The following is an 11,127-nucleotide window of genomic DNA, read 5'->3' as shown; positions in this document are numbered from 1 at the left end:
CCAACCCTGAAAACGGGGTTCCGTCGCCACCGCCGAAGCCCGAGTAGACGTTGGTGACGACCGACGCCGCGGCAAGCGTCGAGGCGGACAGGGCGAGCGTGGCGCACAAGGCGCGAGCCAGTCTTTGCATGCGGTTCTCCTTGACCCCAGGGGGTGCCTCCAGGGAACGCATCGTGCCCAGGATGCCGCGGCAGGACCACCCCACGGATCGTGGCTCCCCCCCTAATTCGTCAGCTGAGCGAACGCCGGCCGCGGTTCGGCGCCACGTGGCACGAGCGCCGCAGCCCCCTGGGATCACCCCGATGAGTTCCGTGCCGCGCAGGCGCACAGTGCGAGTCGGCAGCAATGTCCTAACACGCCATAAGGCAGGAGGACGCGATGGCAGCAGTCGCAGAGCAGGCAGCGCAGCAGCCTCCACCCGCGGCCGATGGCGCACTGATCACGCCGCTGGCCTGGCTGCTGGGCGGCAACGCGGTCGTGCTGCTGGTGCTGCTGGCGCTGCAGCAGTCGTTGCAACTGCCCGGCGGGCTGGACATCGAGGACCTGCTGGGCTGGCGCCACTGGCCCACGGTCCAGGCCGCGCTGGCGAACTGGTGCCCGCCGCTGTCCCCGCGCTGGCATGCGGCCGCCGCCTACCTGCTGCTGGACACCGCACTGTTCATGCCGCTGTACGGCGCGCTGATCCTGCAGGCGCTGCACGGCCAGATCGACCGATTGCATGTCCCTGACCCGGCGGCACGGCAGCGCCTGACCCGCAGGCTGCGGCGCCTGGGCTGGGCCGCGGTCAGCCTGCTGTGGCTGGTGGACCTGGGTGAAAACCTCGGCGGCGCGCAGCGCATCGGCCTGCCGCTGGCGGCCTTTGGTGCTGCAGTGCTGCTGGCGCTGGGGTTCTTCGCCGGGTTGTGGCGCTTCGTGCGGGCAGAGCCTTCACGGCGCGACGAATGGCTGTGCAGCCACCTCGGCGTGCTGCTGCTGGGACTGCTGGCGCTGGCCGCGCTGGTCGCCCTGCCCTCGGCGCCCGAAGCCTGCCGCGCCGTGCAGCAGGGCGCGGCGCCGGCCTGGGACCTGAGCGGGGCCCACCGCGCCAAGCCGCTGGCCATCGGGCTCGCCCTGCTGCCGCTGCTGCTGATTTCGCTGCTGTGGTGGTTCGGCATCGACCTGGCCCCCGGCAGCGCCGCGGCGCAGCAGCGCGCGGCCTGGCGTGCCGGCGTGGCCGGTGTCATCGGCCGCAGCCGCTACGTGCTGCTGTTGCTGGCGCTGCTGGTCGCCTTCACGCTGGTGCTGGACCAGAGCCGTGACGTGCTGCTGGCGCTGGCCAGCGCACCCGCCGGCTGGTCGGCCTGGCGGCTGCTGGTGCTGTGGGTGGGCGCGCTGGCGGTGGTGCTGCTGGCGCATTCGTGCTGGCTGTGGACGCGCCTGGCCGGCATGGTGCAGCGGCCCGGCGTGCTGCTGCCCGATGCCCAGGTGCATGCCGACATCGGCCGCTTCGCGCGCGGCTGGGCACGCGCGATGGCGCTGGCGCCGCTGCTGATCATCGGCATGCTGATCGGGCGCACGGTGGGCGATGCCACGGCCGCCGCGCGGCTGGCCGACCCGAGCGGCCAGTCACCCGGCGCCGGCGGGCAGGCGCTGCCCGCGGTGCTGGCCTACCTGGGCGGCTTCGGCCTGGCCATCGTGGTCGGCGGCCTGGTGTTCATGCGGGTGCGGCAGGCGTTTGCGCTAGGCCAGCCGGCCGACTACTACAACAGCGAGCCCGATGTGCTGGCGCTGCTGCGCGGCGATGCGCATCGCACCCGTGAGCCGGCCCGTGAGCCGGCCCGTGCCCAGGCCGGCGGAGAAGCCGGTGGGCCGCTCGACACCCCGGCCCGGCCGCGGCACTGCATTGCCCGCTGGCTCGCACGCCTGGCGCCGCTGAACCGACGCCTCGCCGCCTGGGCCCGTGCCAGCGCCCCGCTGCTGCGCCCCACGCGGCTGCCGCTGCTGGCCCTGGGCCTGATGTTGCCGCTGCGGCTGGCCATCGCGCTGGCGCCCGAGACCACCGCGACCTCGCCCGCCACGCTGGCGCTGCTGTGCCTGTCGCTGAGCTGGTGGTGCGGCGCGGCGGGCCTGCTGGCGCTGGTGGAGCAGCGCCAGGCCATCCCCTGGGTGCTGGCCCTGCTGGCCTGGGTGGGCCTGCTGGGCTTCGGCGGCGTGGCCGAGAACCATGTGCTGCCGCTGACGCTGGTGGTCGATGCCGCGACCCCCGCCGGGCCACCCCTCGCGACGGCGGTGCAGCAGGCGCTCGACGCGCTGGCCTTCAACGGCAGCCTCGCCATCACCCTGCTGGTGCTGGCCACGGCGGCGGGCTGGTGGTGCGCGACGCGGCCCGCCCCCGCGCTGCGGCTGCGCTGGCGCGTGCTGCCGGCGCTGTTCGGCTGGCTGCTGGCGGTGCTGGGGCTGCACTTCGTCGACCACCACAGCGCCGAACGGCTGAGGGACGCGCCAGCCCCCGGCGCCAGGCCGCTGGCGCAGGCGCTGCCCGACTGGATCGCCCAGCTGCCCGGTGCCGAGGCCCAGGCCCGCGACCCGCGCGTGTTCCTGATCGCCAGCGAAGGCGGCGGCATCCGCAGCGCCTACTGGACCGCCCAGGTGCTGGCGCGGCTGCACGAGCAGGTGCCGGACTTCGACCGGCGCAGCTTCGTGCTCAGCGGCGTCTCGGGCGGCGCGATGGGCGAGGCGGTGTACCGCGCCTGCCTGCGGCAGCGCGATGCGGACCCGACGGTGGAGCGCTGCGTGCAGCAGGGCTTTGCCCGCTTCGACGCCTTGTCGCCGCTGATCGGTGGGCTGATGTTCGACGATGCGCTGGCCCGTGGCCTGCCGCTGCAATTCGGTGATAGCCCCTTCCCCTGCCGGCTGCCCGGCTGCGGCTTCCTGAGCCGGGCGCAGGGCTTCGAGCGCGCCTGGATGCGGCCATTCCCGGCCCTGGCGCAGCCTCTGGGCACGGCGCTGGCGGGCGAGCCGCAGCTGATGCTCAACAGCAGCTGGGTCGAATCAGGCAACCGCGCGGTGCTGTCGACGCTGGCCTTCGACGCCCGCGAGCTGCCCGCCAGCCATGCGGTGGTGCAGCGCCTGCACCGCGACCCCAGCCTGATCGCCGCCGCGCACCTGGCGGCCCGCTTCCCGTTCACGAACCCGATCGCCGCGCTGCAACCCGCAGCGCCGGCCCCGGACGCCGGCCGCATCGTCGGCCACCTGGCCGACGGCGGCTACCACGAGAACAGCGGCACCGAGAGCCTGGCCGACCTCTGGCGCGCGCTGGGCAGGCAGCTGCCGGCGCCGTGGCGCGTGCAGCTGATCCTGATCCGCAACGGGCAGCGGCCCGCGGCCTGCCTGAACGTGGCACCGGGTGCAGACCCGCCGCCCGACTGTGTGCGGCCACCGGCGCAGCAGGCGCCGCAGCAGACGCAGCCGCCCGACCTGGCCGAGCCGGTGGACCGGGGCAGGCTGCGCCTCTATGCCGACCTGCTGGGCCCGCCGGTGACGCTGTTCAACGTCTCGGGCGTGGTCGCGCGTGCGCGCCAGTCCGCCGCTGCGCTGGTGCAGGACCTGGCCGGCCGCGGCATCGGCTGCGGCGACCCGCAGCGCCAGCCGCAGGTGCAGCCACTGGACCTGACGCAGGAAGGCACGCTGGTGCCGCTGGGCTGGTACCTGTCGCCCTTGGCACGCGAGGCGATCGAGGCGCAGGCCGCCCGCAGCGTGGGCGCGTTCGTCGCCAGGCCCTGCGGCTGAGCGACGGCCGACCGGTCAGTCCGCGGCGGACCCGCGCAGCAGCTGCCGCACCACGGCCGGCAATTCGTCGTAGCTGTTGGCCTTGGGCACGATGCGGCTGATGCCCGCCCGCTGCGCGTCGGCGCGCAGCTCGTCGGAGATGAAGCCCGAATACATCACGATCGGCAGGCCAGGGCGCAGCGCGCTGGCCTGGGCGGCCAGCTGCAGGCCGTCGGTCACCGGCATGTTGTAGTCGGTGACCAGCACGTCATAGCCCCTCGGCGCGAGCTTCAGCGCGGCCAGTGCCTGCTGCGGCAGGTCGAACGCGCTGACGCGGTAGCCGCCACGCTCGAGCATGCGCTGCAGCACCAGCAGCATGGTCTGGTCGTCGTCGACGCACAGCACATGCTCGCCATGGCCTCGCACCTCGTCCAGCCCGCCGGGGCCGGTGGACTCGGTGGTCGGCTCCAGCGCCGGCAGGTAGACATCGAAGCGCGTGCCCTGCCCCGGCGCGCTGGCGATGGTGATCGCGCCGGCATGCGCGGTGACGATGCCGTGCACCACCGACAGCCCGAGCCCGGTGCCCTGGTTCACTGGCTTGGTGGTGAAGAAGGGCTCGAACACGCGGGCCCGCGTGGCCTCGTCCATGCCGATGCCGTTGTCGCTGACGCTGAGCACCGCATACAGGCCCGGCGCCAGCCCCGGCAGCAGCGCGGTGGCCGGCGGCTCGAGGCGGCGCTCGGCCAGCTGCAGCGTGATACGGCCGCGCACTTTGCCTTCTATCGCGTGGCGCGCGTTGGTGCACAGGTTCATCAACAGCTGGTGCACCTGCGAGGGGTTGGCCAGGATGCGCAGCGGCCGCCCGGCGTCGCGCACGCGCACCTCGGCATCGGGCGGCAGCAGCGGGCGCAGGCTTTGCGCCACCTCGTCGACCACCGGCTTCAGCGGCAGCTTCACGAAGGGCTCCTTGCCCTGCCGGCCGAAGGTGAGCACCTGCGACACCAGGTCCTTTGCGCGCAGGCCCGACTTCAGCAGCTCGTCCAGTGCCAGCCGCGCCGGATGGTCGCTGCCCACGTCCTGCAGCGCCAGCACGATGTTGCTGAGCATCGCGCCGATGATGTTGTTGAAGTCGTGCGCGATGCCGCGCGCCAGCGTGCCGATGGCTTCGAGCTGCTGCGCCTCGCGCAGGCGCTCCTGGCTGGCGCGCAGCGTCTCCTCGGCCTGCTGGCGCTCGGTGACATCGGTCAGCCGCAGCACGCAGCCGTCGCCCAGCGGGCCCACGTGGGCCAGCAGCTGGCGCGGCCGGCCGCCCAGGCGCGCCCGCAGGTCCGCGCTGAGCCCGCCGGTCTGCGCCATCGCCGAGCGGCACAGCGCCTGCAGCCCCAGCTGCGGCCAGTCCGGAATGGCCTGCGAGACAGGCCGGCCGACGATCTCGTCGGCCTCGCTGCCGAGCAGGTCGCAGAACTGCCGGTTGGCCACCAGCACCATCCAGTCCTGCAGCCGCCCGTCGTCGTCGCGCACCGCACGCAGCGCCAGGATGCCTTCACTGGTGGCATTGAGCACCGCCTCCAGCAGCTGCTGGCGTGATTGCAGCGGCGTGTTGTAGACCACCATCCAGTCGCGGCCCTGGGCATCGCGCACCGGCAGGATCAGGCGTTCCCAGGTCACGACCGCGCGGGCGCGGTCGGAGAAGTGGACGGTGTACTGCGGCTGGCGCGTGCGTCGCACGTGGCGGTAGCGGTCGAGGAAGAAATCGCCGACGTCGCCGCCGATCGCGGACACCCGGGTGCCGGTGAAGTTCAGGCCCGAGTGGCGCTGGATGTCGGCCCCGTAATAGGTGTAGACGAAGTCGCCGTCGGCCTCGGGCGGCGTATCGGGCGGGTCGGGCCGCAGCACCATCAGCCGGCCGGCCAGCTCGGGGTGGGCCTCGGGGGCGAAGTCGTCATAACGCGGCACTTCAGCGGTGGCCGCGTACCTGGCCAGCCAGTGCCGGTACAGCGCGACGATCTCGGGGTTGTCCACCACCGAGTCGATGCCCGTCGATACCTGCTTGTGCCAGATCGCCATCGGACACGCACCCTGCCGGCCGGACGGGGCGCTGGAGTCAAGCGCGCTGCCGCCTGCGGGCCAGTGTACGCCGGGGCCGGCGCGGCCTGCAGGGCTTTCTTACATCACCGCGCCCAGCTGCCAGGGCACGAATTCGGCCTGGCCGTAGCCGTGCAGCTCGCTCTTGGTGCGGCGGCCCGAGGCCGTCTCCAGCATCAGCCGGAAGATGCGCTCGCCCATCGCGTCCACCGTGTCCACGCCCTCGACGATGCCGCCGCAGTCGATGTCGATGTCCTCCTGCTGCTTCAGCCACAGCGCGGTGTTGGTCGACAGCTTGAGCGAAGGCGACGGTGCGCAGCCATAGGCCGAACCGCGCCCGGTGGTGAAGCAGATCAGGTTCGCGCCGCCGGCCACCTGGCCGGTGGCCGACACGGGGTCGTAGCCGGGCGTGTCCATGAACAGCAGGCCGCGCGCAGCGGCGGGCTCGGCGAACTCGATCACGTCCACCAGGTTGCTGGTGCCGCTCTTGGCGATGGCGCCGAGCGACTTCTCGAGGATCGTGGTCAGCCCACCCGCCTTGTTGCCCGCCGAGGGGTTGTTGTCCATCTTCATGCCGTGGCGGGCGGTGTACTGCTCCCACCAGGCGATGCGGGCCAGCAGCTTGGCCGCCACCGCGGGCGACACGGCGCGGCGCGTCAGCAGGTGTTCGCCGCCGTAGATCTCCGGCGTTTCGCTCAGGATCGCGCTGCCGCCGTGGCGCACCAGCCGGTCCACCGCCGCGCCCAGCGCCGGATTGGCGCTGATGCCGGAATAGCCGTCGCTGCCGCCGCATTGCAGGCCCACCGTCAGGTGGCGGGCCGGCACCGGCTGGCGCTGCACGCGGTTGGCCTCGGGCAGCAGCCCGCGGATCAGTTCGATGCCGCGCGCCACCGTCTTCGCGGTGCCGCCGGTGTCCTGGATGCTGAAGGCGACGAGGCGCGCGCCTTCCTGCAGCCCTTCCTGGGCGATCAGGCCCTGGATCTGGTTGGTCTCGCAGCCCAGGCCCACGACCAGCACCGCGGCGAAGTTCGGATGCCGGGCGTAGCCGCCCAGCGTGCGGCGCAGCACCCGCAGTTCCTCGCCTTCGCTGTCGGTGGCGCAGCCGGCGCCGTGGGTCAGCGCGACCACGCCGTCGACGTTCGGATAGTCGGCCAGCGCCTCGGGATGGATGTCGCGCCGGAAATGGTCGGCAATCGCCCGCGCCGCGGTGGCCGAGCAGTTCACCGAGGTCAGCACGCCGATGTAGTTGCGCGTGGCCACGCGGCCGTCGGCGCGCACGATGCCTTCGAAGGTGGCCGCTTCAGCCACGTAGGCGGTGGGCTGTGCCGCAGCACCGGCCTGGTGCTGGCGCGAGAAATCGCTGAACGCCAGGTTGTGTGTGTGCACATGCTGGCCCGGCGCAATGGATTGCATGGCCGCGCCAATAACCTGTCCGTAGCGCAGCACCGGCTCGCCGGCAGCGATGGCGCGCACGGCCAGCTTGTGCCCCGGCGGCACCAGGCCCTGCACGACGACGCCCTCGCCTTCGACGGCGGTGCCGCCGAGCAATTGACGCCGCGCAATGACGACGTTATCCGCAGGATGGATGCGGATGACCAGATCGCTGCTCATGGGGCCACTCCTGCACCGCCCGCGACGGGCGGCGCAGCACGGCGGCCCTCGGCAGGCTTAAAGTTTCGCGACTGCCTTGCGCTTCGCAGCGGTGGCAGCCTTCTGGTATTCCTCTTCAGCTTCCTTGCGCAGCGCGATCGCCGTGGCCAGGGCCGCTTCGTAGCGTTCCTTGGTGTAGGTGTTCTTGCTGGCGATGTAGACGCTGCGGCGCAGCGGCTTGTCGCCGAAGCGCGGCAGGTTGACGCTGAAGCTGCATTCCTGCACCGTGCTGCCACGGCGCTGGCGCAGGATGGGGCCGCTGATGCCCACCGGCAGGTCGTTCTGCTTGTGGGCGCTGGCGCGGCGCTGCAGGCCGGTGGGCGCCGGCAGCTTGCGCACGCGGGCGCGCAGCTCCAGCACGGCGGCCGCCAGCGCGGCACGCGCGCCCTTGTTGTCGTGCGACTTGTCGGAGAAGAAGCGCGTCGGCATGCCATAGCGCAACTGCCAGCCGTGGGTGCTGTGCGAGTCGATGCGCTGGATGTGCTCGGGCACGCGGCACTTGGCGCCGTAAGGCAAGGTGATGGTTCGGAATTGCATGACCAGTTTTCCCCAACGGGTGTCCAGTCCCTGAGGCTGCCGATCACCATGGCCGGTAGCACGTTGTTGCCGATATCGTACAGCAACCTAACCGTCGATGAGAACGGGATTCCACGCATGCACGCTCTGTTGTTGTTCTCCCAAACCCTCGATCGAAAGCCTCATCACGTCCCCCGGACGCAGGTAGACGGGCGCCGGCTTCATGCCCATGCCCACGCCCGGCGGGGTGCCGGTGGAGATCAGGTCCCCTGGGTAGAGCGTCATGAAACGGCTGATGTAGCTGACCAGTTCGGCCACCCCGAACACCATCGTGCGGGTGCTGCCGTTCTGCATGCGCTTGCCGTTCACCTCGAGCCACATGCCCAGCTGTTGCGGATCGGCCACTTCGTCGGCCGTCACCAGCCACGGACCCACCGGCCCGAAGGTGTCGCAGCCCTTGCCCTTGTCCCAGGTGCCGCCGCGCTCGATCTGGTATTCGCGCTCGGACACGTCGTTCACCACGCAGTAGCCGGCCACATGCTGCAACGCTTCGGCTTGTGAAACATAGCGCGCCCGCCGGCCGATCACGACGCCGAGTTCCACTTCCCAATCGGTCTTCACCGAGCCCTGCGGCAGCACCACGGGGTCGTTGCAGCCGATCACGGTGCTGGTGTGCTTGGTGAACAGCACCGGTTCGGCCGGCACCGGCAGGCCGGATTCGGCCGCATGGTCGGCGTAGTTCAGGCCCACGCAGACGAACTTGCCCATGCCGGCCCACGGCGGCGCCATGCGGCCGGGGTTGGCCACCTTCGGCAGCGTGGCCGGGTCCAGCGCGCGCAGCGGCGCCAGGCCCTCGGGCGTCAGCATCTCGGCGCGCAGGTCGGGGATCACGCCGGAGAGGTCGCGCACCGCGCCCTCACGGTCCAGCATGCCGGGTTTTTCCTGGCCCTTGGGGCCGTAGCGCAGCAGCTTCATTCGGTACTTTCTTATTTGCGGTAGTTCAATTGGACCAGCCGCCGTCGATGACCTGGGCGGTGCCGGTGGTGAATGATGACTCGTCGCTGGCCAGGTAGACAGCGAGCGCGGCGATCTCCTCGACGCGCCCAATCCGGCCCATTGGCTGACGCGCAATGAACGCGGCCTCGACCTGGGCCAGGGTTTGTCCTGAGGACGCCGCCTGCGCACTGATGCGTTCGCGCAACGAAGGCGACTCCACCGTGCCCGGGCAGATGGCATTGCAGCGCACGCCCCGGGTGATGAAGTCGGCCGCCACCGCTTTCGTGAGCCCGATCACCGCGGCCTTGGTGCTGCCGTAGACGAAGCGGTTCGGCGCGCCCTTGATGCTGCCGGCCACCGAGGCCATGTTGATGATCGAAGCCTGGCGGCCCTGTGCCGCGCGCTCGAGCATGCCGGGCAGCAAGGCCTTGATGGTGCGGAACTGCGACCGCACGTTGAGGTTGAACGCGAAGTCCCACTCGGCCTCGCTGCAGTCGAGCACCGTGCCGGCGTGCACGAAGCCGGCGCCGTTGAACAGCACGTCCACCGGGCCGGCGCTGGCGGCGGCCTCGGCCACCGCTGTCGCATTGGTGACATCGAGCACCTGCACCCGGCAACCGCACTCGGCCTTCAGCGATTCGAGCACCGCGGCGTTGATGTCGGTGGCCAGCACCTGCGCGCCTTCGCGCACGAAGGCCAGCGCCACCGCGCGGCCGATGCCCTGCCCTGCGGCCGTGAGAAAGGCCGTCTTGCCGGCCAGGCGTGAACTCATGGAGGAAGGTCCTTTCAATGGATCGGGGCGTCGCTCACTCGAGCACCAGCTGCACCTTGGTGCTGCGGCTGCGGTCGAGCGCCAGTTCGAAGGCTTCCTGCGCGCGCGACAGCGGCAGTTGAGCGGTGATCAAGGGCCGCACGTCCACCCGCCGGCTGCGGATGGCCTGCACGGCCCAGTCGAATTCGAGGTGTGCGCGGAAGGCGCCGAGGTAGCTGAGCTCGCGCTGCATCACCAGATTGGCCGGAAACGGCAGCTCTGGCGGCAGGGTGCCGACCTGCACGATGCGCCCGCCACGCTTGGCCGCCCGCAGGCAGCCGGCCAGCGCGGCCGGATGGCCGGCGGCCTCGATCGCGACATCGGCGATGTCGCTCCATTCGGACGTTGGCACATCGTCGCTGCGGATCGTGCTGTCGGCGCCGGCCTGGCGTGCCATGGCCAGCGCGCGATCGCTCAGGTCAACGGCGATCACCTGCGCCGCGCCGGCCAGGCGCGCGGCCATCACGCACATGCAGCCGATGGTGCCGGCACCGGTGACCAGCACCGTCTCGCCGATCATCGGGCCGGCCCGGTTCACCGCGTGCAGGCCGATCGACAGCGGTTCGGCGCAGGCGATTTCGCCGAGCGAGATGCCCGGCTCGTCGATGGCCGTGAGCTGGCGCTCGCCCAGCACGAACTGCTCGCGGAACATGCCCTGCGCATGCGGGAACACGCTGGCGCTGCCGAGGAAGAACATGCTGCGGCACAGGTTGCCGCGGCCCGAACGGCAGTAGTCGCAGTGGCCGCAGGGGTGCGAGGGGTTGATGGCAACCTTTTGGCCGGGCCGCACGCGGCTGACCGAGGCGCCCACGGCGACCACGACGCCCGAAGCCTCGTGCCCCGGCACCAAGGGCTCGCGCACTTCGAAGGCCCCGACGCGGCCGTGCTCGTAGTAGTGCATGTCCGAGCCGCAGATGCCACCCGCGCCCAGCCGGAGCAGCACATCGTGGTCACCGAGCGGCGGCGCCTCTTCGGGCTGCAGCCGCAGGTCCAGCTTGCCGTGGATCCTGCAGGCCAGCGTCCAGCGCGAACTCATCGCTTCAGCCCCGGCCGACGTAGGGCATCTTCGTCGCCATCACCGTGGTGAACAGCACGTTGGCCGACAGCGGCAGCCGCACCATCGCCATGAAGGTCTCGGCCACGGCCGACAGGTCCATCCGCGGCTCGGGCTTGATGCTGCCGTCGGCCTGCGGCACGCCCTGCACCATGCGCGCGGTCATCTCGCTGGCGGCATTGCCGATGTCGATCTGGCCGACCGCGATGTCCCAGGGCCGGCCGTCCAGCGCGGCGGTCTTGGTGAGACCCGACACCGCATGCTTGGT

Annotated in this window: 7 protein-coding genes and 1 pseudogene; 1 reads left to right on the top strand and 7 read right to left on the bottom strand. The window is 71.5% G+C overall.

Translation table 11 applies throughout. The features are described from left to right. Window positions 1-378 precede the first annotated feature (378 nt). Window positions 379-3,768: a hypothetical protein gene (locus tag ACILR4_RS28405; protein WP_395704254.1), complete on the top strand. Its 3,390-nt coding sequence runs from the start codon at window positions 379-381 to the stop codon at window positions 3,766-3,768. A 15-nt stretch (window positions 3,769-3,783) separates the two neighbouring features. Here ACILR4_RS28405 and ACILR4_RS28400 read toward each other — a convergent pair whose 3' ends face one another. From ACILR4_RS28400 to ACILR4_RS28370, 7 genes and pseudogenes are all read right to left on the bottom strand, one after another. Then, entirely contained in the window at window positions 3,784-5,814 is a 2,031-nt protein-coding gene (locus ACILR4_RS28400; protein WP_395704253.1) for an ATP-binding protein, read from the bottom strand. Between the two features lie 99 nt (window positions 5,815-5,913). Then, a complete protein-coding gene (locus ACILR4_RS28395; RefSeq protein ID WP_395704252.1) occupies window positions 5,914-7,443 on the bottom strand; it encodes a UxaA family hydrolase in 1,530 nt (509 codons plus the stop codon). Window positions 7,444-7,500: 57 nt separating this feature from the next. Further along, window positions 7,501-8,019, bottom strand: coding sequence for a hypothetical protein (locus ACILR4_RS28390; RefSeq protein ID WP_395704251.1), 519 nt, complete (start codon window positions 8,017-8,019; stop codon window positions 7,501-7,503). 87 nt (window positions 8,020-8,106) lie between these two features. Then, window positions 8,107-8,973, bottom strand: a complete 867-nt coding sequence (locus ACILR4_RS28385) for a fumarylacetoacetate hydrolase family protein (protein WP_395704250.1) — start codon at window positions 8,971-8,973, stop codon at window positions 8,107-8,109. Between the two features lie 25 nt (window positions 8,974-8,998). Continuing rightward, window positions 8,999-9,766: an SDR family oxidoreductase gene (locus ACILR4_RS28380; RefSeq protein ID WP_395704249.1), complete on the bottom strand. Its 768-nt coding sequence runs from the start codon at window positions 9,764-9,766 to the stop codon at window positions 8,999-9,001. Between the two features lie 34 nt (window positions 9,767-9,800). Beyond that, window positions 9,801-10,841 carry an L-idonate 5-dehydrogenase gene (locus tag ACILR4_RS28375; RefSeq protein ID WP_395704248.1) on the bottom strand — a complete coding sequence of 347 codons (1,041 nt, stop codon included), beginning with the start codon at window positions 10,839-10,841 and terminating at the stop codon, window positions 9,801-9,803. Window positions 10,842-10,845: 4 nt separating this feature from the next. Continuing rightward, window positions 10,846-11,127, bottom strand: a pseudogene (locus ACILR4_RS28370) (3-oxoacyl-ACP reductase); the annotation flags it as partial.

It is taken from the genome of Aquabacterium sp., assembly GCF_044226965.1.
In the GTDB taxonomy this organism is placed as follows: domain Bacteria; phylum Pseudomonadota; class Gammaproteobacteria; order Burkholderiales; family Burkholderiaceae_C; genus Pseudaquabacterium.
The sequence above is the reverse complement of the archived record's forward strand: the minus strand, read 5'-3'. Positions and strand labels throughout refer to the sequence as shown.

What these genes read in the sequence shown, in the direction of transcription:
- ACILR4_RS28405 (WP_395704254.1), top strand. Translation starts at nt 379, where the DNA reads ATGGCAGCAGTCGCAGAGCAGGCAGCGCAGCAGCCTCCACCCGCGGCC.
- ACILR4_RS28400 (WP_395704253.1), bottom strand. Translation starts at nt 5,814, where the DNA reads ATGGCGATCTGGCACAAGCAGGTATCGACGGGCATCGACTCGGTGGTG.
- ACILR4_RS28395 (WP_395704252.1), bottom strand. Translation starts at nt 7,443, where the DNA reads ATGAGCAGCGATCTGGTCATCCGCATCCATCCTGCGGATAACGTCGTC.
- ACILR4_RS28390 (WP_395704251.1), bottom strand. Translation starts at nt 8,019, where the DNA reads ATGCAATTCCGAACCATCACCTTGCCTTACGGCGCCAAGTGCCGCGTG.
- ACILR4_RS28385 (WP_395704250.1), bottom strand. Translation starts at nt 8,973, where the DNA reads ATGAAGCTGCTGCGCTACGGCCCCAAGGGCCAGGAAAAACCCGGCATG.
- ACILR4_RS28380 (WP_395704249.1), bottom strand. Translation starts at nt 9,766, where the DNA reads ATGAGTTCACGCCTGGCCGGCAAGACGGCCTTTCTCACGGCCGCAGGG.
- ACILR4_RS28375 (WP_395704248.1), bottom strand. Translation starts at nt 10,841, where the DNA reads ATGAGTTCGCGCTGGACGCTGGCCTGCAGGATCCACGGCAAGCTGGAC.